The 22,845-nt window shown below is 73.1% G+C and carries 15 protein-coding genes; 8 read left to right on the top strand and 7 right to left on the bottom strand.

Features of this window, described 5'->3' with window-relative positions:
- Window positions 1–40: 40 nt before the first annotated feature.
- Window positions 41–1,186: a glycosyltransferase family 4 protein gene (locus tag ACGFH8_RS12870; RefSeq protein ID WP_393366613.1), complete on the bottom strand. Its 1,146-nt coding sequence runs from the start codon at window positions 1,184–1,186 to the stop codon at window positions 41–43.
- A gap of 154 nt (window positions 1,187–1,340) precedes the next feature.
- Between ACGFH8_RS12870 and ACGFH8_RS12865 the strand changes: the two genes are divergently transcribed.
- Window positions 1,341–2,030 carry a TIGR03089 family protein gene (locus ACGFH8_RS12865; RefSeq protein WP_393366612.1) on the top strand — a complete coding sequence of 230 codons (690 nt, stop codon included), beginning with the start codon at window positions 1,341–1,343 and terminating at the stop codon, window positions 2,028–2,030.
- Window positions 2,031–2,249: 219 nt separating this feature from the next.
- Here the strand turns inward: ACGFH8_RS12865 and ACGFH8_RS12860 are convergent, their stop codons facing one another.
- Both ACGFH8_RS12860 and ACGFH8_RS12855 read right to left on the bottom strand, forming a co-directional pair.
- On the bottom strand, window positions 2,250–4,244 hold the full coding sequence (locus ACGFH8_RS12860) for an acetoacetate--CoA ligase (protein WP_393366610.1): 1,995 nt from the start codon (window positions 4,242–4,244) through the stop codon (window positions 2,250–2,252).
- A gap of 148 nt (window positions 4,245–4,392) precedes the next feature.
- The gene (locus tag ACGFH8_RS12855) at window positions 4,393–4,911 is read right to left on the bottom strand and encodes an acyl-CoA thioesterase (RefSeq protein ID WP_204943434.1); all 519 of its coding nucleotides are present in this window, start codon (window positions 4,909–4,911) and stop codon (window positions 4,393–4,395) included.
- A 23-nt stretch (window positions 4,912–4,934) separates the two neighbouring features.
- On the opposite strand from ACGFH8_RS12855, the gene ACGFH8_RS12850 reads away from it, so the two are divergent.
- Complete coding sequence (locus ACGFH8_RS12850) at window positions 4,935–5,609, top strand: hypothetical protein (RefSeq protein ID WP_393366608.1); 675 nt, start codon at window positions 4,935–4,937, stop codon at window positions 5,607–5,609.
- Between the two features lie 39 nt (window positions 5,610–5,648).
- Here the strand turns inward: ACGFH8_RS12850 and ACGFH8_RS12845 are convergent, their stop codons facing one another.
- The gene (locus ACGFH8_RS12845; protein ID WP_393367101.1) at window positions 5,649–6,953 is read right to left on the bottom strand and encodes a multidrug effflux MFS transporter; all 1,305 of its coding nucleotides are present in this window, start codon (window positions 6,951–6,953) and stop codon (window positions 5,649–5,651) included.
- Between the two features lie 212 nt (window positions 6,954–7,165).
- Between ACGFH8_RS12845 and ACGFH8_RS12840 the strand changes: the two genes are divergently transcribed.
- From ACGFH8_RS12840 to ACGFH8_RS12820, 5 genes are read left to right on the top strand one after another with little or no spacing between them, the layout of a single operon-like run.
- Complete coding sequence (locus ACGFH8_RS12840; RefSeq protein ID WP_393366606.1) at window positions 7,166–7,717, top strand: RNA polymerase sigma factor; 552 nt, start codon at window positions 7,166–7,168, stop codon at window positions 7,715–7,717.
- Entirely contained in the window at window positions 7,714–8,511 is a 798-nt protein-coding gene (locus ACGFH8_RS12835) for a zf-HC2 domain-containing protein (protein ID WP_393366604.1), read from the top strand. Before ACGFH8_RS12840 ends, ACGFH8_RS12835 begins: the two co-directional genes overlap by 4 nt.
- Window positions 8,512–8,551: 40 nt before the next feature.
- Window positions 8,552–9,355 (top strand): ABC transporter ATP-binding protein, encoded by an 804-nt coding sequence (locus ACGFH8_RS12830; protein WP_393366603.1) that lies wholly within the window; start codon window positions 8,552–8,554, stop codon window positions 9,353–9,355.
- Complete coding sequence (locus tag ACGFH8_RS12825) at window positions 9,352–10,731, top strand: hypothetical protein (protein WP_393366601.1); 1,380 nt, start codon at window positions 9,352–9,354, stop codon at window positions 10,729–10,731. Before ACGFH8_RS12830 ends, ACGFH8_RS12825 begins: the two co-directional genes overlap by 4 nt.
- A complete protein-coding gene (locus ACGFH8_RS12820; protein ID WP_393366599.1) occupies window positions 10,728–11,342 on the top strand; it encodes a hypothetical protein in 615 nt (204 codons plus the stop codon). Before ACGFH8_RS12825 ends, ACGFH8_RS12820 begins: the two co-directional genes overlap by 4 nt.
- A 31-nt stretch (window positions 11,343–11,373) precedes the next feature.
- Here the strand turns inward: ACGFH8_RS12820 and ACGFH8_RS12815 are convergent, their stop codons facing one another.
- Complete coding sequence (locus tag ACGFH8_RS12815; RefSeq protein ID WP_393366598.1) at window positions 11,374–12,630, bottom strand: sensor histidine kinase; 1,257 nt, start codon at window positions 12,628–12,630, stop codon at window positions 11,374–11,376.
- A 168-nt stretch (window positions 12,631–12,798) separates the two neighbouring features.
- On the opposite strand from ACGFH8_RS12815, the gene ACGFH8_RS12810 reads away from it, so the two are divergent.
- The gene (locus tag ACGFH8_RS12810; RefSeq protein WP_393366596.1) at window positions 12,799–14,358 is read left to right on the top strand and encodes a serine hydrolase domain-containing protein; all 1,560 of its coding nucleotides are present in this window, start codon (window positions 12,799–12,801) and stop codon (window positions 14,356–14,358) included.
- Here ACGFH8_RS12810 and ACGFH8_RS12805 read toward each other — a convergent pair.
- Together ACGFH8_RS12805 and ACGFH8_RS12800 are read right to left on the bottom strand one after the other, a co-directional pair.
- Window positions 14,280–22,637: an amino acid adenylation domain-containing protein gene (locus tag ACGFH8_RS12805; RefSeq protein WP_393366594.1), complete on the bottom strand. Its 8,358-nt coding sequence runs from the start codon at window positions 22,635–22,637 to the stop codon at window positions 14,280–14,282. The two genes, ACGFH8_RS12810 and ACGFH8_RS12805, sit on opposite strands and share 79 nt — an antisense overlap.
- Window positions 22,634–22,825 carry an MbtH family protein gene (locus tag ACGFH8_RS12800; RefSeq protein WP_393366592.1) on the bottom strand — a complete coding sequence of 64 codons (192 nt, stop codon included), beginning with the start codon at window positions 22,823–22,825 and terminating at the stop codon, window positions 22,634–22,636. Before ACGFH8_RS12800 ends, ACGFH8_RS12805 begins: the two co-directional genes overlap by 4 nt.
- Window positions 22,826–22,845: the final 20 nt, after the last annotated feature.

The following is a 22,845-nucleotide window of genomic DNA, read 5'->3' as shown; positions in this document are numbered from 1 at the left end:
CCTGCTGGCAGTGGCACGGGTCACCACCAGCGGCCCGGGGTCAGGAACGGGCGCGACTCCACGCGGCGATGTGCACCTCGGCGCTGGACTCCCAGGTGAACTCCTTGGCCCTGTCGAAACCCGCCTTCGCCAGCGACAGCCGCCGCTGCTCGTCGTCGAGCAGCGCGGCCAGGTCGGTGCCGATCTGCTCCGCGTCCTCCGAGGTGTACGCGACCGCGTCGCCGCCCACCTCGGGCAGCGAGAGCCGGGGCGTGGTCAGCACCGGGGCGGCGCACGCCATGGCCTCCAGGATCGGCAGCCCGAACCCCTCGCCGTAGGACGGATAGGCGGCGACAAGTGCGCCACCGAGGAAGCCGGGCAGGTCGGCGTAGCGCAGGTAGCCGGGGCGCAGCAGGCGCAGGTGCGACGGGACCTCGGCCACCGCCCGGTCGATGTCGTCGTCGTGCCCCTGCCCACCGGCGATCACGAGGGCCGGCGGCTCGGCCCGGTCGGACACCGCGCGCGCCCAACCACGGATCAGGTTGGGCACGTTCTTGCGCGGCTCCTTGGCGCCGAGGAAGGCGACATAGCTGCTGTTGCCGAGCCCCAGCCGGGCGCGGACGCGGGCCTTCTCCTCCTCGGTCGGGGCGTGGAAGGCCGCCTGGTCGACACCGTGGTAGGCCACGTCGATCCGTGTCGGATCGGCGTCGAGCAGCCGGATCAGCTCGTCCCGGGTGGCCTTGCTGGGCACGATCACCCGGTTGGCGCGGCGCAGCGAGGTCTTGATGGCGCTGCGGAAGAACGTGCGGCGGGACTTGTCGTAGTGCTCCGGCTCGGTGAAGAACGTCGCGTCGTGCACGGTGACCGTGACCGGACACCCGGCCCGCAGCGGGCAGGTGTAGAAGGGTGAGTGCAGCACGTCGGCGCTCACCTGCTGGGCGAGCAGCGGCAGGCCGGTCTGCTCCCACGCGAGCCGGGCCGGGCGGTGCGCCACGGCGGCCGGGGCGGGGATGATCTCCGCGCCGGGCAGCATCCGGGTGTAACGCTCCAGGTCGGTGCGGAGGCTGACCACCGCCAGCTCCACCCCCGACCCGCACACCTTGCCGAGGGCACCGAGCAGACCATCGACGTATCGACCGACGCCACCACGGTCGGCGGGGACACTCGTGGCGTCGATGAGCACGCGGGGCGGGCGACCGGCGGTCACGGGGCGACTCCTTGCACTGGCGGGTCTGTGGGGAACAACACTCCGGGGGTCAAGCCTACGCCGGAGCGCGGGGCCGACGCTGACTGCGACCCGACGGTACGCCGACTTGTCATCGTCATCGAGTACGGCCCGCAGGGGCGTAAAGTTCGCGCCGATGGCCGACAACATTGCCCGGGTCTTCGCCGACGCGATCGCGACCGACCCGACCCGACCGCTCCTCACCTGGTACGACGATGCCAGTGGTGACCGCACCGAACTCTCCGGCGCCACCCTGGCGAACTGGGTGGCGAAGACCGCGAACCTTCTCGTCGACGAGGTCGGCCTGGCGCCGGGCACCAGGGCCGGGGTGCTGCTGCCGCCGCACTGGCAGACCGCCGCGGTGCTGCTGGGCTGCTGGTCGGCCAAATTGAGCGTCATCGACACGCCCGGCGACGTCGACGTGCTCTTCGCCGCCGCCGACCGGTTCGACGAGGCGCAGTCCTGGTCGGCCGACGAGCGGTACGCCCTCGGGCTGGCCCCGATGGCCGCCCCGCTGCGGCAGGTGCCACCGGGGTTCGCCGACTACGTGGTCGAGGTACGCCGGCACGGTGACCACTTCAACCCGCAGCCGGGGCCGGGCCCCACCGACGAGCACCTGCTGGCCCGAGCCGAGGCCCGCGCCGCGGAGTTGGGCATCGAGCCCGGCGCGCGGGTCCTCGTCGACGCCGCCCGCTACCCGGACCCGGTCGACTGGCTGCTGGCTCCCCTGACCCGGGCCGCGACAGTGGTCCTCTGCGCCAACCTCGACCCAACCCGCCTGACGAGCCGCCACACGACGGAGAAGGTCACCCAAACCCTCCCGTAACCCCAACCCCAACCCCGCCCCGCCCTGCCCAACCCCGCCCCGCCCAACCCCGCCCCGCCCCGCCCAGCCCAGCCCCGCCGATCTTGCACTTTCTGTCGCCAGAACGCGTGGAAATGCCCCTTATGCTGGGACAGAAAGTGCAAGATCGCGTGGGGTGGCCAGGCCAGGCCAGGCCAGGCCCGGCGCGGGACGGGACGGGACGGGACGGGACGGGACGGGTCAGGTCGTGGCTCGGCGTTGGGCCAGGGCGGCGAAGGCCGTGAGGGACTCGGGGTTGGCCAGGGCGCCCTTGGCCGCTGCCTGGTCGACAGGGGTGCCGGTCAGGATCTTCTTGACCGGGACCTCCAGCTTCTTCGCCGACAGGGTGCGGGGCACCGCGCGTACCTGGTGGATCTCGTCGGGTACGTGCCGGGGCGACAGGGCGGTGCGCAGCTCGCGGCAGATCGTCTTCCGCAGGTCGTCGTCGAGTGCCAGACCATCGGCGAGCACCACGAAGAGCAGCAGCTCACCGGCGCCGCCCTCGTCGTCCTCCAGGTGTACGACGACCGAGTCGACCACCTCGTCCAAGCCCTCGACGACCGAGTAGAACTCGGCGGTGCCCAACCGCACCCCGCCCCGGTTGAGGGTGGCATCGGAGCGGCCGGTGATCACGCAACCGCCCCGCTCGTTGATGGTGATCCAGTCCCCGTGCCGCCAGACGCCCGGGTAGACGTCGAAGTACGCCTCGGAGTAACGCACGCCGTCCGGGTCGTTCCAGAAACCCACGGGCATGCTCGGCATCGGCTCGGTGATCACCAGCTCGCCCAGCTCGCCGAGCACCGGGGTGCCGTCGGCCGACCGTGCCTCCACCTTCGCGCCCAGCGCCCGGCAGGCGATCTCGCCGGCGTACACCGGCAGGAGCGGCACCCCGCCCACGAAGCCGGTGCACACGTCGGTGCCGCCGGAGAGCGACTGGAGCTGCGCCCGGTCGCTCACCGTCTCGTACACCCAGTGGAAGCCCTCGGCGGGCAGCGGCGCACCTGTCGAGCCGACGCCGCGCAGCGCGGACAGGTCGGCGACCTCGCGGGGCACCAGTTGGGCCTTGCGGCAGGCCAGCAGGAACGGCGCCGAGGTGCCGAAGTACGTGGTGCCGGTCTCCGCCGCCAGCCGCCACAGCCCACCGAGGTCGGGCTCAGCCGGCCGGCCGGGTTCCGCCCGGACCGCCGGGTTGCCGTCGAAGAGCACGATCGTCGCGCCCACCGCGGGGCCGGAGACCAGGAAGTTCCACATCATCCAGCCGGTGGTGGTGAACCAGAAGAACCTGTCGGCCGGGCCCAGGTCGTGGTGCAGGGCGAGCATCTTCAGGTGCTCCAGCAGGATGCCGCCGTGACCGTGCACGATCGGCTTGGGCAGCCCGGTGGTGCCCGAGGAGTAGAGCACGTACAGCGGGTGGTCGAACGGCACCGGCGTGAACGTCAACGGCTCGTCGGTGGGCGCGGCCAGCTCGTCCCAGCCCAGCGCGTCCGGTGCCACGGCGGACGGGTCGAGGTAGCCGATGCCGACGGTGTGCCGCAGCGACGGCAGGGCGGCCCGGATCGCGGCGACCTCCGCGCGGCGGTCCACCGCCTTGTCGCCGTACCGGTAGCCGTCCACGGCGACGAGCACTGTCGGTTCGATCTGCTGCCAGCGGTCGGTGACGCTGCGGGTGCCGAACTCCGGCGCGCAGGACGAGAAGATCGCGCCCAGGCTGGCGGTGGCCAGCAGGAGGACGTACGTCTCGCCGATATTCGGGGCGTACGCCGCCACGCGGTCACCGGCGGTGACGCCGAGCCGGCGCAGCCCGGCCGACACCCGGCGGACCTGCTCGCGCAACTCCCCGGCGGTCAGCGTGACCGGCGCGCGGGTCTGCCCGTGCGCGATCACCACCGGGTCGTCGTCGGCGCGTCCCGGCATCCGCAGCACGTTCTCCGCGTAGTTGAGCGTGGCACCGGGGAACCACCTGGCGCCGGGCATGTGCCGCTCGGCCAGGGTGGCGGTCGGCGGGGTGTGCGCGACGACCTCGAAATGGTCCCAGATCGAGCGCCAGAACCCGTCCAGGTCGGTGGTGGACCAGCGCCACAGCGCGTCGTAGTCGGCGAAGTCCAACCCGCGGTGCTCCCGCAGCCAGCGCAGGTAGCCACCGATCCGGGACCGTTCCCGCACGTCCGCCGGCGGCGTCCACAGCATGTCACCCACTGCTCCACCCTCCCCTGGCCCGGCACGACTCTGTGCCTGGGCCGTGGCGCCATCTTGCCCTACCTCGAAGCGCCATTCTGCGCACCGGGTACGGCATCCGATGCGTGCCCGTCCCACATGCCCCGGTCCCGACCTGTGTGGCCGCGTGTCAGCCGGCGCGGTGGGCCTGGATAGCGCGGCGGCGGGCGAGGCGGTGCGCGCGACGTATCTCGGCCTCCTTGTACCGGCGCTCGTCCTCCGCCGTCTCCGGCAGCACCGGACGGACCACCCGAGGGGCCCCGCCGACGTCCACGCCGACGAAGACCAGGTACGCGGTGGCCACCCGGACCGGAGCGTCCTCGGCCGAGTCCCACCGCTCGGCGACCACCCGCACGCCCACCTCCATCGAGGTCTGACCGGTCCAGTTCACCTGCGCGTGCGCGTGCACCAGATCGCCGACCCGGACCGCCTCGGAGAAGACGATCTCGTCGATCGCCGCGGTCACTGCCGTTCCGCCGCTGTGCCGGGCGGCAGCGGCACCCGCGACGTCGTCGACGAACTTCATCAGAACCCCGCCGTGCACGGTGCCGTAGAGGTTCACGTCCACCGCAGTCATGATCTTGCTGAGAGTGACGCGCGAGTACGACGTCGGCTTGCCGATCGGAGCGGCGGAGAGGTGCTCAGTCATGTCGAAAACGGTACGGTGCGCGGATGCGACATCTCTGGAGCTTCCTCGCCGGGCTGGTGGTGGCGCCCATCACCTGGGTGCTCGTCACACTGGGGCAGGACGGGTCGAGCCGGACGGTCGACCGCTGGGTGGAGACCGGCACGTTCAACACCGCCAACCTGATCGAGCCAGCCGTGTACCTCGGTGTCGGCGGCGTCCTGCTGGGCCTGCTCGGCACGCTGCGCTTCTCGCCGCTCGGTCCGCTGGTGGCCGGATTGCTGCTGGTCACCCCGTACATCGGGATGTTGACGGCGCCCTTCGCGGTACGCGACGCGATCCCGCACGGGTGGAAGGTGGCCGGCGACCCGTTGCCGCTGCGGCTGCCCGTGGAGAACGGCACACTCTTCCTGATCGGCCTGCTGCTGCTGATGGCGACCTTCAGCCTGCAGCGTTGGCGGCAGTGGCCGCGCCCGGCCGCCGAGCCGGCCGTGGCGCCGGTGCCCACGCCGGGCGCCGGCCCCCGCGACGACGACTTCACGCTCACCGACTGGCCGTCCCCCACACCCGCGGAACGCGACACCGCGCCGCTCACTCTGGGTTACCCGACCGAGCCGACACCGACCGAGCCGTTGCCGCGCCGGGTGGGTGGCGAGTCGCCGTGGTCCGCCCCACCGCGCGGCCAGCCGCGCCCGGAGGACAACACCACGGAGATTCGCTGATCGTCGGGCGGGCCGGGCAACCGGCCCGCCCTCCTTCTTCTAGTGCAGGGCGACCGCCAGGTCCGGGTCTACCGTGCCGACGCCGGCGCGGGGCACGACGAGGACCATGACGACAAGCGCGGCGGCCATGCCGCCCGCGATGACGATCGCCATCGGTACGCTCCCGGTGCCGAACAGGCCCGCGAGTGGCGCCGAGAGCGCGCCGACACCGAACTGCACGGCGCCGAGCAGCGCCGCGGCGGTGCCGGCGGCCTCGCTGTGCCGGCTCATGGCCAGCGCCGGCGCGTTCGGCAGGGCGAGGCCGGCGGCGGCCAGGACCAGCCACAGCGAGGCGAGCAGGGTGCCCAGGCCACCGATGCCGGTCGCCGCGAACAGGACGAGCAGCAGGCCCGCCGCCGTTCCGGCGATCAGGGCGCTGACCAGGATCTGCTGCGGGGTGTAGCGGCGCAGCAGCCGCACGTTGAACTGGGTGGCCCCGATCAGGCCCACCGCGCCGGCCCCGAACGCGATGCCGAACTGCTGCTCGTCGAGGCCGTACTCCTGCTGGAGCACGAACGACGATCCCGAGACGTACGCGAACAGGGCCGCCATCGCCAGCCCGGCGACGAGCACCAGCCCGACGAACGCCCGGTCGTTGAGCAGCCCCCGGTAGTCGCGCAGGGTCGCACCGATCCCTCCGTGCCGGCGACGCGCCACCGGGAGGGTCTCCGGGAGCCGGAGCGCGGCCACGACGATCAGCAGCGCGCCCAGCACCGCCAACGCCGCGAAGACGCCCCGCCAGTCGGTCCAGCTCAGCAGGCCACTGCCGAGCGTCGGCGCGAGGATGGGCGCCAGGCCCATGACGAGCATCAGCCGGGAGAAGATCCGGGCGAACGAGGCGCCGCTGAACAGGTCGCGGACCACTGCCGTCGCGACCACGGTGGCGGCGGCGACACCGAGCCCCTGGAGGACGCGCAGCCCGCCGAGCACCTCGATGTTGGGTGCGAAGACGCACAGGACGGAGGCCACGATGTGCGCGGCCAGCCCGGCCAGCAGCGGCACCCGCCGCCCGACCACGTCGGAGAGCGGCCCGATCAGCAACTGGCCCAGCGCGAGGCCGACAAGCGTGCCGGTGAGCGTCAACTGCACGGCGGTCTCGGTGGTCTGCAACCCTGCCGTGATGGCGGGCAGCGCGGGCAGGTACATGTCGATGGTCAGCGGCCCGATGGCGATCAACGCACCCAGCACGAGGACGAGTTGCACACGCTGACAGTTGGTCATCAGGTCACCGGGCAGCACCTCGGCGGGGGTGTCCGGTGGTGCCGCAGGGGTGTCCGGTCCGGTCTGGTCCACCAACTGTTTCATCATCTCGATCTCTCTGCGGAAGCTTGTACGTCGTCACGGCGTCAGCGCGTCCGCAACTGCCCGGGCGTGTGTCGGCAACGCCCGGAACCCGGAGGACGTTCCCGCTGTGGGGGGTGTCACGCCGCGTCGGCCCGACCCGAACGCGGCCAGAATGTGACGGCGGTCACTGTCAGGTCAGAACCGGAGGGGAGGGTCGCGTCGTCTTGCCTGTCGTGAGACGAAGTCTGGACGGACTGGACGAGGGTGAGTTGCTCCGCCGCGTCGCCCGCGGCGACCGGCGTGCCTTCGACGCACTGTACCGGCGTACCGCCCCGTGGCTGACCACCCGGCTGCGTCGGCGGTGCGCCGACGAGGACGTGGTGGCCGAGGTGCTGCAGGAGACGTACCTGGCGGTGTGGCGGTCGGCCGGCAGCCAGGCGCAGTCCTCGGGCTCCGGCAGCGCGGTGGGTTGGTTGTGGACGATCGCCGCGCACCGGCTCGTCGACGCGTTCCGTCACCGGGCCCGACGGGAACGGATCCCGTCGGTGCAGACCTACGACACCGTGTCTCCGGCGGCCGAGGAAGAGGCGCTCGCCGGTGGATTGGACGCCAACCTGGAGCGGGCCCTGCAGGCGCTGCCGGCGGAGCTGCGTCAGGTGCTGCGCGCGATGGTCCTCGACGGGTTGACCGTGCGGGAGACCTCGCTGCTGCTCGGCATGCCCGAAGGAACCGTGAAGACCCGCGCGCGGCGGGCCCGGATCGCGCTGCGGGAGGCGCTGTCATGACCACTCATCCCACCGAAACCATGATCTCCGAGTACGCCTCCGGCGGTCTCGGCGTCGACGACACGACCACCTGGGCGGTCGAGGCGCACCTGGAGTCCTGCGCCGCCTGCCGGGCCGTCCTCGCCGACGTGACCGATCCCGCCACCCGCGACCTGCTGGACCGGGTGGCCGACGGCATCGCCACCGGGATCGCCAGCGGCCCGCAACCGGTACGCCGGCGGCGGCTGCGGCGTACCGGGGTCGCCGCCCGCGTCCTGCCGTGGCTGGCCACCGCCGCCGGCCTGATGCTCGTCGCGGTGCTGTTCGAGCGGACCTTCCACAGCCTGCCGTCGCTGGTGCTGCTCGTCGCACCGATGGCACCGCTGCTGCCGGTGGCCGCGCTGTGGAGCCGGCGACTCGATCCGGCCTGGGAACTGCTGGCCACCATGCCGCGTACCGGGTTGGCGCTGCTGCTGCGCCGCACGCTGGCGGTCCTGGTGGCCGTCATCCCGGTGTTGGCCGTGGCCGGCTGGGGCACCGGACACTCCCCGAGTCTCTGGCTGTTGCCGGCGCTGGGCTTCACCGCCGGCGCGTTGGCGCTGGGCGGGCTGGTGGGGGTGGACCGGGCCGCCGCCGTACTTGCCCTCACCTGGTCCGCGGGTGTGGTGGCACCGAGCCTGGCCGGCGGCCGACTCCCGGCCGTCCTCGCGGACAGCAGCTCGCCCTGGTGGGCCGTCGGCACCGTGGCGCTGGTGGCCGTGGTGCTCGTCCGGGCCCGACGACGTCCGCTCGGAGGACTCCCCCGGACGTCCTGACCGGACACGACAACACGAATCACTACCGAATGGAGAAGTAATGATGCGTATGGTCAGTGCGGCGGAGACCAGACCGTCCACGCATCCGTGGGCCGTGCACGCCGAGAAGTTGCAGGTGCGAGCCGGACGGCACCTGGCGGTCAACGGACTGAGCCTGGCGTTGGGCACCGGCGTGCACGGGTTGCTCGGTCCCAACGGCGCCGGCAAGACGACGTTGATGCGAGCCCTCGCCACCGTGGTGCAGCCCGCCGGTGGCCGACTGAGCCTGCTCGGCGAGGACATCACCGCCAAGGCGGACCTCCGTCGGGTCCGCCGTGGCCTCGGATACCTGCCGCAGCACTTCGGCTTCTACCCGCGCTTCACCGTCCGGGAGTTCGTCGAATACCTGGCCTGGCTCAAGGAGATGCCGAAGGCGGTCATCCCGGGCGCGGTGCAACGGGCCGTCGAACGGGTCGGTCTCGCCGACCGCGCCGACTCGCGGATGAAGACGCTCTCCGGCGGCATGCTGCGCCGCGCCGGCATCGCCCAGGCCATCGTCAACGACCCGGAGGTGCTGCTGCTCGACGAGCCGACCGTCGGCCTGGACCCGGAGCAGCGCCTCGACTTCCGCGAGCTGCTGCGCGAGATCGGCCTGGACAGCTGCGTGCTCGTCTCCACCCACCTGGTCGAGGACGTCGCGGTGGCCTGCACCGACGTGGTGCTCGTCAACGAGGGCCGCCTGGTGTGGCAGGGCACCACCGGACAACTGGCCGAGCAGGGTGGCGCGGGCGACGCGGGCGACAGCGCCACCGAACGTGGCTACTCGGCGCTGCTGCGCTCCGACCGTGGGCGGGTGCCGGCATGACCGGACGAATCCTGCGCATCGAGCTACGCCGGTCGGCGGCGCTGGGCGTCGCGCTGCTGTTGCTGGTGACCGGCGTGCCGTTGCTGCTCACGTCCACCCAGTTCTTCGCCGGCCGGTGGATGCAACTGGCGGTCATCGCCCGGTCGATACTCGTGGTGCTGCTGCCGCTGGCGCTCGCCGGTGGGGCGTGGCTGGGTCGACGCGACGCCCGTCACCGGGTCGGCGAGTTGTTCACCAGCACCGCCCGACCCCGGTGGCACCGCACCACGGTGACCGCCAGCGCGCTCGCGATCACGGTGGTGGTCGCGTACACGGTTGTGTGTCTGGTCGCGGCCGGATGGGTGGTGCCGACGGCGGGCTACTTCCCGGGCGCCACCATCGTCGTCGCCGCCGTCGGTGTGCCGGCACTGATCGCCGCCGGCTGGCTGGGCATGGCCGCCGGCCGGGCGGTGCCCCGGGTGATCACCGCACCCGTCGTCGCGGTGGCCGGGTTCGCCGTGCTCGGGCTCGTCCCCGAGTTCGTGCGGCAGCCCGAACTCGACGCGGCGGTCATCCGACCCGAACCCTCGGCGCTGCTGCTCGTCCCGGTCATCAACGAACTCGACGACTTCCAGACGATCTTGCCGCGGGTCAGCGCGCTCCAGACACTGTGGCTGGTGGCACTCGCCGTCACCGGACTGCTGCTGCTGGGCATGGCCCGCCGTCGCGCCGTCGCGTTGGCCGTACTCCCGGCGGTGCTCGGCGCCGCGGTGGCCGTACCGCTCCTGCCCGTCGGCGGTACGCGCGGCGCCGCGGTCGTCGACCCGGTCGCCATCGAGCTGGTCTGTGACAACGCCGGCCCGCAGGTGTGCGTGACACGGGTGCACGCCGAGCTGTTGCCGGACGTCGTCGGCCCCGCCCGCCAGGCTCTCGCCATGATGGCGGCCAAGCTGCCCAACGCACCCGTGCGGGCGGTGCAGACCCAGCAGGTCACCTTCTGGGCACGGCTGGATCGGAGCACGGCACCGGCACGACACTCGGCCGACACGGTCGTCTTCGACACGCCCTCGATCGACCGCCTCGGACGCGCCGACCTGTCCGGCGACTACTTCCTGCCGTCCCTGCTCGAGGCCGCCTGGCAGCAGGAGTGCGCCGACCGGCCGGTTCTGGGCGACGAGTACCGGGCCCGGATCGTCGCCGCCGCCTGGCTGACCGGTCGACCACCGGCCCCGCCGGGCTGGGACCCCGCGGAGATGGAGCTGCTGGTGGGCGCGTACCAGGCGCTGGTCAGTCTCCCGGAGGCCGAGCAACGGCGTCGGATGGCGGCGGCACGCGAGGCGGCGCTGGACTGCCAGGGCGACGGCCTCACGGCGGTCCTGCCCCAGGCCCAGCCGTGAGGTGGCTCCAGCTCCACCTACGCTCCCGCCGGGTCCCCCTCGCGCTGACCACCGCGACCGCGCTCATCGCGTTGGTGTGGGCCCTGTCGCTGGCCTACACCGACTCGACGACGATCAACATCCGCACGGCCAGCCTCGTCATCATGCTGGCGGTGGTCGCGGTCGGCACCACCCTCGGCGGCGCCGACGACGCCCTCGACCGCACCGCGGCGGTCAACTGGCCGCTCCGACGCGCCGGGCACCTGCTCCTCGCCGGCGCCACGATCACCGCCCTGCTGACCCTCAGCACGGTCACCGACGCGCGCTACGAACCGTTCGCCCTGCTGCTGCGCAACACCGCGGGGCTCCTCGGCCTCACCGCCCTCGGCGCCGCCCTCTTCGGTGCCGCCATGTCGTGGATCGCACCGCTGACCTGGACCCTCATCGCGGCCCTGCCCCTCATGGACCCCAGCGGGGACCTGCGGATCCAGGTCGCCGGCTGGCTGATCCAACCCGCCGGCACCACCGCCGCCACGGTCTGCGCCAGCACCCTGGCGGTGGCCGGTCTGCTCGCGTACACCCTGCGGGGCTGCCCCCTGCGGCCCGCCAGCGAAGCCGCCCTGGACCAGTAACACCCCGTCGATGCGACCCCGCCTGCCTCCCTCACGATGCGGCCATCGGGAGGAAGATGTCGATCCGGGTGGGGCCGCCGGTGGGGCTGTCGACGGTGAGGGTGCCGTCGAAGGCGGCAAGACGGCGGCGAACGCCGGCGATGCCGGTGCCGCGGGACAGGTCCGCTCCGCCGCGCCCGCTGTCGGCGACCGTCACCCGGATGCCGGCGGGCGTGGTGGCGAGGGTGACCTGAACGGCCGTGGCGGCGGCGTGCTTGACCACGTTTGTGAGCAGTTCGGCGACGGTGAAGTAGAGAGCCGACTCGATCGGGGGTTCGAGTCTGCCGGTCAGTGTGGACTCGACCTGGGTCGGGACCTGGCATTCCAGGGCGAGCGCCCGGACCGCGTCGACCAGGCCCCGGTCGGCCAGGATCGGGGGGTGGATGCCGTGCACCAGATCGCGGAGCTCCTGCATGGCCTTGCGGGAGTCTTCCTGGGCCTGGCCGAGCAGCGTGCGGGCCGCCTCGGGGTCGCGTTCCAGTGAGCGTTCCATCATCTTGAGCGTCATGCCCATGGCCATCAGCCGTGCCTGGGCGCCGTCGTGCAGGTCGCGTTCGATCCGGCGGATCTCGGACTGCTGGGCGTCGAGGGTGTCGGCGCGGGTGGTGGCCAGGTGTTCGACCCGCTCGGTGAGTCGGGTGACTGTCGACGGGCCGAGCAGGCGGGCCGCCCAGGCGTCCGAGAGCCGGCCCAACCAGGGCGCGAAGACCAGCCCGGCCGCGAGCAGGGCAACGCCGACCACCGCAGCCAGGGCCGCGGTGACGTCGCTGATCAGGGGGACGAACAGAAACCAGGAGCCGTCCCAGGCCTCGGTGGCCCAGCGCCAGGTCAGCGGGGCCGAGAGGCCCCAGAGGCCACCGGCGAGCAGGAGAGCGGGGAGCAGGCCGAGGGTGACGCCCACCGGCCAGTCACCGGCGGCCCAGATCAGGTCGCGCCTGGTGGCCGGGGCGCGGAACGCCCGGCGGCACGCGGTGAGGCCCGCGGACCAGCCGGAGGCAGGGCCCGCGGGTTGCGGGATCTCGGCGACGCCGATGCGGCGGCGGGCGGCGTTGGCGAGGGCGCGGAGGCCGGCCAGGACCGGTGGCATCAGGTAGACGCCGACGCCGACAAGCACCAGGCAGGCGACGATCACGGCGACTGCGGCGAGCAGCACTGCGGCTGCCGAACAGGCCGCACGCCAGGTGCCCTGGCGGACGGCGAGCAGCCCCGACGCGATCCGGGCCGGGGCACGGTCTTCCCGCGGGGTCACGATGAAGATCCTCCATTCGTGCTGATCGCGGCCATTGAACCACGCGCAGAGGCGGTGGGCATGGGTGCTGGCACCCGGTCCGGAACGGGGTCGGGCACGGCAGACCCACCCCCGTGGCGCGCGGAAACATGGAACACGTCAACCGACCGGCACCAGGGAGGAACGCTGATGATCGCCCGCACTCTCGCCGTCGGGGCGGTGGCGCTCACCCTCGCGTCACCCGTCGCCCCGGCCGTCGCGGCCCCGACCGTCCACCGACCGCTCACCGAGACGGTCACCGCGGCCGTCACGGACCGCCTGGCCGCCGGGAAGGTGCCCGCCGCCGCGTACGCGGTGGTCGAGGGAGACCAGGTCGTCACCGGCGGATACGGAGCCGGCGTCACGGCCGACACGCCGTTCGTGCTCGGCTCGATCAGTAAGTCGTTCACCGCGCTCGCCGTGCTGCAACTCGTGGACCGGGGTGCGGTACGACTCGACGCGCCGGTCACGGAGCACCTGCCCTGGTTCCGGACGGCGGGGGCGGGCGGCGTGCCGACGGTGCGTCAACTGCTCGATCAGACGAGCGGGCTGCCCACCTCGGCGGGCGTCGCCGACCTGCAGGACACCGGGCGTTCCCTGGAGGAACGGGTCCGGGGCATCGCGATGGTGCGCCCCTCGTCCGCGCCCGGTGAGCGCTTCCAGTACTGCAACCTCAACTTCGCGACGCTGGGTCTGCTCGTGCAGGAGGTCTCGGGGCGGCCATTCGGGGATTACCTGGAGGCCGAGGTCTTGCGGCCACTCGGGATGAGCCACACCTACACGTCTGTCGACGCGGCCCGCGAGGCGGGTCTCGTGCGCGGCACGGTGCCCTGGTTCGGCCTGGCGGTGCGCCGTGAGGCCGCCTCGTTCCCCGGCGCGCTGCCGGACGGATACCTGGTCTCCACGGCCGAGGACATGGGTCACTACCTGCGGATGCAGCTCGGCGACGGCACGTTGCGGGGAAAGCGGGTCATCTCGGCGGACCTGCTGGCGCTTATGCAACGGACCGCGACCAGCACACCGGCGGGCGCGGCCGCACCGCACACCGACGGGTACGGCCTCGGTCTCGCCACCGGCACGGCCGGGGGTACGCCGCTCGTCGCGCATGAGGGTGACGTGACGGGCTTCCACAACGACTTCGGTCTGCTGCCGGAGCGGGACACCGGCCTGGTCGTGCTGACCGCCCAGAACTCGTTCCTCCTGGACAACGCGGCCGCGTACACGGCCGGGCTGGCCGTCCTGTCGGGCGAGGAGCCCGCGACGGGTGCCGGTGGCTTCTGGAGCCGTTACCTGATCGTGGACGGTGTCGCCGCGCTCGTGGCGCTGCTGATGCTGCTCCGTGCGGTGCGGTTGGCGCGCGGCCGGGCCCGGGGCTGCCGCCGCAACTCGGCGCGACGGGCACTGCTGGGCATCGTGGGTGCGGTCGTGGTGGCCGCCGCAGCCACCGTCGGGCTGGTGTACGGCGGCGGCGCGCTCGTGCAGGGCTATCCGCTGGACCCCCGGTTGCTGCTGACCAGCGCGCCCGAGGTGGCGGTCGTGGCCGGCCTGTTGCTGGCGTATCCGCTGGTGGCCAGCCTGCTCCGGACGATCGGCGCGCTGCGGCGGGGCCGGCAGCCCGGCCCCGCCGCGCCTCAAACGTCCGCTCCCCAGCCAGCCAGGAGGTCCGCGCCGTACGCGGTCACCACGTCCGCCCTCATCAGGTCGTCGTGACGGGCCGCAACCGGCAGGACCCGGATGGCGCCCGTGACGTGGGGTGCCCAGAGGCCGTCGACCGGGCCACGGCTCGCGGGCTCGTCCGCCTCGGCCGCCACCAGCAGCAGCGGACCGTCGTACCGGCCCGGCGTGAACGCGGCTCCCAGCGCGCCGTGGTGGCGGATGGTCGCGAGCATCGCCCGCAGTCGTCGCGGGGAGAACTCCCCCAGCACCCCGCCGCGCCGACGGGCGAGCGCGCAGATCCCGTCCACGTCGAGCACGTCGACAAGCGCCGCGATCTCCGGGTCGGTCGGGTCGTACCCACCTTCCGCGAGCAGATGAGCGAGCAGGCCGCGATCGTCCTCGGTGTCGTCGAAACCGTGCGCCGGATAGATGTCGAGCACCGCGAGACGATCGACGGTCTCCCCCGCAGCCTGCAACTGCACGGCCATCTCGTGTGCCACGTAGCCCCCGAACGACCAGCCGAGCAGCCGGTAGGGGCCCGACGGCGCCACCGCGCGGATCCGCTTGACGTACCGGGCCGCCAGTTCGGACACCGAGGCGGCGGGGGCGGCGTCCGGGTCCGCCTGGAGCCCCAGGACCCGCTGCGCGGGATCCAGGTGCGGCGAGAGCGCCAGGTACGGCCAGGCCAGCCCGACGCCGCCGTGCACGGTGATCAGCGGCGGACGCGAGTCACCCTCCTGAAGCACGACGAGCGGTGCGAACGCGTCGTCGGCCGCCTCGACCGTCACCTCGGTCAGGGTTTCCCACCACGCCGTGAACGAACGCAGGAGCGCCGTGCCGACCTCCTCGCCGACCAGTCGCTGGGCGAACTCCCAGCGCACGACGAGTTCGGTGCCCTCCAGGGAGGCGTCGACGGCCAGCACGAACGGCTGCGGCAGATCCGCGGCCACCTCGTCGGCCAGGTTCTCGACCCGCTCGGGAGCGAGAGACCAGCCGGCCGCGAATTCGTCCGTCGCACCTGTCGCGCCCAGGTAGTTGACCGAGATCTGCGGCCGCACCCGGTGCACACCAGCCCCGGCCAACAGCTGCCAGCCCAGACCTTCGTGTGGCACGCTGCCGCGCCGGGCGGCGGCGTCCCGGATCGCGTCCCGCAACCGCTCTGTCGGCGTGCCCGTCGCGGCGGGCGGGTCCAGGCGCAGCGGGAAGCTGCTGGTGAACCATCCGACCGTGCCGCTCACATCGACGGTGCCGTGCAGCGACGTACGCCCGTGTGACTCCAGCTCGACAAGCACCGGGCCGGGTTCGCGTACCTCGGCGACGGCCAGACCGAGCACCCCCAGCAGCACCGCTTCCATTCCGGTGCCGAGCGCCCCGGCGGCGGAGAGTGCCGCCGCGGTCCCCTCCGGGGTGAGCCGCGTCCAGCGGGTCCGGGTGGTGCCACGGTGGTCGCGAAGCGGATCCATCTCCCCGTCGACCAGGCCACCCGGCGCGGCGGAGGCGATCTCCCGCCACATCGGCAGCTCCGCGGTGTGCCGCGGCGCCTGCTCCCGCAGCTCACTCGCCCAGCGGCGGTAGCTGGTGAGCACACCGGACACGCCAGCGTCGTCGCCGGCCCAGAGCCGGACCAACTGCGGGACGAGGATCTCCCACGACATCCGGTCCACGGCGAGGTGATGCACGGCCAGGACCAGCCGCCCCGGCACGTCCGCCCCCAGATCCAGGTAGCGGACCTGCACCAGCCGGCCTGCGGCCGGATCCAGGCCCCGACGCGCCTCGGCCGCGAGGGTGGCCACCACGGCGGGCACCTGCCCGGCCTCGGTCGCCGGCAACCGCACCACACGGGTGCACGAGGTGGCCTCCGCCCCGACGGGCGGCACGGTCAGACGCCACCCGGAACCGGTGTCGGTGAGGCGCATCCGCAACGCGTCGTGCCGGGCGATGAGCGCGTCGACCGCGCCCTCCAACGCGGCCGGGTCCTGTCCCGGCGGCGTGGTCAGCACCGTGATCTGGCTGAACGCCTCCACCGAGCCGACCCGTTCACGCAGCAGGCGTACCGCGGGGGGCAGCGGCACCTCGCCGATGCCGTCGTCGTCGGCCTCCACCGTGGACACCGCGAGCGCGAGCGCCAGCGCCTCCGCGGTGCGGTGGACGAAGACCTGCGCCGGGGCGACGGCGTAGCCGAGCGCCCGGACGGCGGAGACCGCCCGGACCGCGCGGATGCTGTCGCCACCCACGGCGAAGAAGTCCTCGTCGGCACCAATCTCGGAAACGCCTATGACGTCGGCGAAGGCCCGGCAGAACGCCTCCTCCACCGGACCGCGCGGCGGTCGTCCGGACCGCTCGGCGGCGACCGTGGCGGGTGCGGGGAGTGCCTGACGGTCCACCTTGCCGTTCGGCGTGAGGGGAAGCCGGTCCAGCACCACCCACGCCGCCGGCACCATGTACGCGGGCAGGAGGGCCGCCACGCCCGCGCGCAGGGCCCCGGCCTCGACCGGGCCGGCGACGTAGGCGACGAGGGTGTTCGCCCCGCGCTCGTCCTGCGGCGCGGTGACCACGACGTCACGCACCCCGGCCTGCGCACGGACCGCGGCCTCGATCTCACCCAGCTCGATCCGGTGCCCGCGCACCTTGACCTGGTGATCGCGGCGTTCGCGGAACTCGAGCTGACCGTCGGGTCGCCAGCTCACGTTGTCGCCGGTGCGGTAGATCCGGCTGCCGGCAGCGAAGGGGGACGCGACGAAGCTGGTCGCGGTGAGGCGAGGGTTGCCGATGTAACCGACGCCGACTCCGGCACCACCGACGTACAGCTCGCCGACGATGCCCGGTGGGCAGAGTCGCAGCTGTTCGTCGAGCACGTACAACTGCGTGTTGCGGATGGGGACGCCGATCGGGGCCGACGCCCGGTCGAGTGGATCCGCCTCGCGCAGCACCGCGTGGGTGACGTCGTCGGAGCACTCGGTCGGACCGTACGCGTTGACGACCGGGATCCCCGGGTACCGGGCGAGCCACCGCGAGACGTGCCGCCCGGGAAGGGCCTCGCCGGTGACGACGAGCCACCGCAGCCGGTCGAGCGGTGGCGGGGTCAGGCCCGCGTCCCAGGAGTCGAGCATCGGGGCGAGCAGCGACGGCACGACCTCCAGCACCGTCACGTCGTGCCGCACCGCGTCGTCGAGCAACGCCTCCGGGTCGGCGACGCGCGCGCGGGCGGGCACGACGATCCGGCCGCCGGTGAGCAGGCCGGCGAACATCTGCCACACGGAGATGTCGAACGTCAGGGCCGCGTTGTGGACTGTGACGTCCGTGTCGTCGAGGTCGAGGTCCACGACCTTGGCCAACAGATGGTTGATCATGCCGGACCACGCGACGACCGCGCCCTTGGGCTTGCCGGTCGAGCCGGAGGTGAACAGCGTGTACGCCAGCGCCCCCGGCACGGCCGGCGAAATCTCCATGGGCACGGTCGCGGGGCTGCCGTCCGGGGCGGGGTGCACCACCACGGGTACGGTGCCAGCGGCCAGGGTACGGGCGGTCTCCTCGTACTCGGGCGCGCAGAGGATCGCCGCCGCACCCGATTCGATGAGCGTGCCCGCCGATCGTGCCGTCGGCGCGGCGGGGTCCACGGGTGTGTACGACGCACCGGCCCGCCAGACACCGAGGATCCCGGTGATCGCCGCCGCGCCGGGCTCGGCGATCAGCAGCACGGAACCGCCCCGGGGCACGCCGGCCTCGGCCAGGCTGGCCGCGACCAGCGCGCCGCACACCTCCAGGTCCCGGTAGTCCAGGGTGGTGCCGGCCTGCTCGTCGACGACGCCCACCCGCGCCGGCTCGTCGGCGGCGGTACGGGCGAGCCGGGCGAAGAGGTCCACGTCGGCGGCATCCTCGTCGCCCGCCCCACGGGCGAGCAGTTGGGCGCTCTCCTCGGCGAAGAGGGCGTCGACCCTGGCCAGCGTGGGTTCGGTGGTGAGCCGGTCCAGCAGCAGCACCGCGCGGCGGGCCAGCAGCTCGGCGGTCTCCCGGTCGAAGAGGTCCGCCGCGTACTCGAGATGCAGGTCCAGGGTGTCGCCGGCGGCGTCGCGGCGCTCGACGAACTCGAACGACACGTCGAACTTGGCGGTCCCGGTGTGCAGACCGCCGAGTTCGAGAATGTCCGGGTCGGCGGGCCGCTCGTCGACGGTCAGTCCCAGCATGGTCTGGAACAGCGGATGCCTGTTGGTGACCCGCTCCGGCGCGAGTGCCTCCACGACGTCCTCGAAGGGGACGTCCTGCACGGCGAAGGAGGCGAGGTCCGCCTGGCGTACCCGGGCGAGCAGGGCCGGCACGGTCGTGACCCCGCGCAGGTCGGTGCGGAGCACGACGGTGTTGACGAACATGCCGACCAGGTCGTCGGTGGTGTCGTCCTGGCGGCCGTGCACGGCGACGCCGAGCGGGATGTCCGAGCCGGCGCCCAGTGCGCGGTAGAGCACCGCGACGGTGGCCTGCAGCATCATGAAGAGGGTGGCCTGCGCGGACGCGGCCGTCGCGCGGGCCCGACCGAGCACCTCGGCGGGAACGGCCACGCTGACCAGGCCGCCCCGGTGGGTTTCGGTGTCCGGTCGCGGCCGGTCGTACGGCAGGGCCAACTCCGGTGGGAGGCCCGCGAGCAGGGCCCGCCAACGGTCCAGGCCCACGCCGCGGTCCCGGGTCAGCTCGGCGGCCGCCACGTCCTTGAACTGCAACGGCAGCGGCGGCAGCACGGCCGGGTCGCCGTCCCGGCGGGCCCGGTAGCCGGTCATCAGGTCACGCAGCAGCGGTGTGAAGGATCCGGCGTCGACCGCGACATGGTGCATGACCAGCAGCAACAACTGCGACCGGCCGTCCTCCGGCGCGCCGAGATACGCCCGGATCGGCACCTCGGTCGTCAGGTCGAACGGCACCGCGGCGGCCGCCTGCGGGTCGGTGAGCTTCCGCACCGGCACCCGGCCGGGCGTCGAGGGGAGCACGACCTGCTCGGCGCCGTCGGCGGTGGATACGTAGACGGTCCGCAGGATTTCGTGCCGGTCGAGCAGGTCGTCGAACGCGCCGCCGAGCGCGGCCACGTCGACCGGGCCGGCGAGCGTGACCAGCAGGGGCACGTGGTACGCGCTGCGATCCCCACCGAGCTGGTCGAGCAGCCAGAGCCGGAACTGGGCCGGGGAGAGGGGCCCCCGGTCGCCGCCCAACGGTCGGATCGGTTCACCGGTGGCCTCGTCCGAGCCGATGGCACGGGCGAGGGTCCGGGGGGTGGGGTTCTCGAAGAGCAGCCGCAGCGGCAGTGGCCGGTCGAACGCGCGGCGCAGCCGGCTGATCAACCGGGTGGCGGTCAGCGACTGCCCTCCGCCGGCGAAGAAGTCGAGGTCGGCGGGGACGTCGACGCGACCGAGCACCTCCCCGAACTGCTGCTGGACCAGGTCGAGCACCGGATCCCAGCGCTCGGTGGTGAGGGTGGCCGGTGTGTCCCGCACCCCACCGAGCGCCTCCAGCGCCCGACGGTCCACCTTGCCGTTCGCGGTCAGCGGCAGCTCGGCCAGCTCGACCAGCTCGCTCGGCCGCATGTACGCGGGCAGCCCCTGGGCGAGCACCGCCGTCAGTGCGGCCCGATCGAGCGGTCCCGCGGCGGGCACCACGTACGCGACGAGCACCTGGTTGTCGTCCGCGTCCCGCACGGCGTGCGCGACGGCGGCGCCGACGGCCGGCTCGGCCAGCAGCAGCGCCTCGATCTCCCCCAGCTCGATCCGGTGACCCCGGATCTTGACCTGGTTGTCGGAGCGACCGAGATAACGGATCCGCCCGTCCGGGGCGACCTCGCAGACGTCACCGGTCCGGTACATCCGGCTGCCGGGCGGCCCGTACGGGTCCGCGACGAACCGGGCCGACGTCAGCGACGTGTTGCCCTGGTAGCCGCGGGCCACCCCGTCGCCGGCGATGTAGAGCTCGCCGGCCACGCCCGTGCCGACCCGGCGCAGCGAACGGTCCAGCACGTACGTCCGGGTACGCCAGATCGGCAGGCCGATGCGGGGCGCACCGCCGTCGGCCACGATCTCGTCGGCGGTGGACCAGACGGTGGTCTCGGTCGGCCCGTACACGTTGAGCACACGTCCGGCCTTGACGGCGAGCGTCGTGGCGAGTTGCTCGGAGATGGCCTCACCGCCGGTGAGCACGGTCAGGCCGGTGAGCCCGTCCGGGCGCTCGGCGGCGAGCGTGTGCCAGAGCGACGGTGTCGCCTGCATGACGGTGATCTCACGACGCAGCAGCAACTCGGCGAGACGGTCCACGTCGCGGACGTCGTCGCCGGTCGCGACCACGATCTCGGCTCCCACCAGCAGGGGGCCGAGAAGTTCGAGCCCGGCGATGTCGAACGCGAACGTGGTGACCGCGAGCAGCCGGTCGTCCGGTCCGAGGCCACTGCGTGCGTTCATGTCCTGCAACAGGTTCGCGATCGCGCCGTACGAGACGACAACGCCCTTGGGCAGGCCTGTCGACCCGGAGGTGTAGATCACGTACGCGGCATGGTCCGCGCGCAGCGGCGCGAGCCGGTCGGCGTCCCCCGGCCACTCGTCCGGGCGGGCCGCCAGCGCCGCGCGGGTCTCCGGATCGTCGATGACAAGCAGCGGAACGCCGTCGGCTCCGGGGACCCCCGCGTCCGCGGCAGCACGGTCGACGATCAGCAGCGCGGGACGGGTCTGGCCCAGCACGTACCCGATCCGGTCGGCGGGATAGTCCAGGTCGAGAGGAAGGTAGGTGCCGCCGGCCGCACCCACGGCGGCCGCGGCGACGACGAGGTCTCGGCGTCGACCGCAGGCGATGCCCACCACCGCCTCGGGGCCCACCCCCTGGGCGATCAGCTCCCGAGCCAGGCGCGCGGTCGCCGCCGCGAACTGCGCGTACGTGTAGTCACCGTCCCCGTCGCTGACGGCGGGGCGGCCGGCGTGCCGTCGTACGGAGTCGGCGATCAGCTCGGGCACCAGCGCGGCCGTCGGCGCACCCTCGTCGTTGGTCCCCGTACTGGTCAGCGCCCGGCGCTCCGCACCGGTCAACGTGTCCAACTCGGAGAGTCGACGGTTCGCGGCGCCGGGAACGGCGTCGAGGAACGCGGCGAGGCGGTCCGCCCAGTGCACCACGGTGTCGCGGTCCAGCTTCTCCGGCGCGACATGGAGCCGGATGCCCTGCCCGGGGACGACGACCACGGTCAGTGGGTAGTGCGTGGAGTCCCGGCCGGACACCCCCTCGATCGTCAGTCCGGCGGCGCGCAACGCGCTGTCGTCGACGACACCCAGCGGGTAGTTCTCGAAGAGGAGCACACTGTCGAAGAGCGGGCCGAGGCCCGCGATCTCCTGGATCTCGGCGAGGCCGAGGTGCTGGTAGGGCGTGAGGTCACGGCCGCCGGCCTGGAGGGTGGCGAACGTCGACCTCAGCGTGGCAGCCGGGTCCAGCTCGACCACGACGGGCACCGTGTTGATGAACAGGCCGACCATCTGGTCGAAGCCGGGCAGCTCGGGGCGACGGCCGGAGACGGTGGCGCCGAACACGACCACCCGTCGGTCCAGCAGCGCGCCGAGCAGGACCGCCCAGGCGCCCTGGACGATCGTGTTGAGGGTGAGCCCGTGCGCGCGCCCCCAGCGCTCGATCTCGGCCATCCGCTCCGCCGAGATGGGCAACTGGATGTCGACGGGCATTCGGGTCGGCGAACGCAGCTCGCCGGCCGCCAGGGTGGACGGTTCGGTGAGCGGGGCCAGCGAGCGCCGCCACGCCGCACGGGCCGCCTCGGGGTCCTGCGCCTTGAGTGCCCGCAGGTGGTCGCGGTAGCGGCCGGTCCGGGGCAGCGCGGCCGAGTGCCCGGCGTACGCGGCGAGCAGGTCGCGCAGCAGCACCGGCACCGACCAGCCGTCGACCAGGAGGTGGTGCAGGGTGAGCACGAGGCGGTGCCGGTCGGGCCCGCGCGAGACCAACAGGCAGCGCAGCAGCGGCGCCACGGCGGTGTCGAACGGGCGCAGCCGCTCCTCGTCGGCCAACGCCAGCAGCGCGGCGTCGGCGTCGTCCGGCCCGATGCCAACCTCCCGCCACGGCGCCTCGGCGCTCGTCGCGATGACCTGGACCGGATGGCCCCCACGGTCGCGCCGGAATGACGCGCGCAGCGTCTCGTGCCGCTCGATTGTCGTCTGGACCGCGGCGCGCAGCCGGTCGGCGTCCAGGTTGCCGCGCAGGTCCACGGTCACCTGGATCGCGTAGAGGTCGACGTCCTCGGTGAGGTCGGCGTGGAAGAGGAGACCCTGCGCGAGCGGGGAGAGCGGCAGGATCTCGGCGATCGCGGAGCCGCTCAACGGATGCTCAAGGGGCGCAGGTCGGTCCAGTGCTGCTCGATGTAACTGAGCGCCTCCGCCCGGGTGGTGGTGTCGAGCGCGACCCGCCAGCCGGCCGGCACCTCGGCGAAGGACGGCCAGATCGAGTGCTGCTCCTCGCTGTTCACCAGCACCAGGAACGTGCCGGCCTCATCGTCGAACGGGTTCATGTCAAAGTCCTTCCGTCAAG

It is taken from the genome of Micromonospora sp. NPDC049175, from assembly GCF_043197345.1.
Taxonomy (GTDB): domain Bacteria; phylum Actinomycetota; class Actinomycetes; order Mycobacteriales; family Micromonosporaceae; genus Micromonospora.
This window is presented reverse-complemented; position numbering and strand designations above follow the sequence as displayed.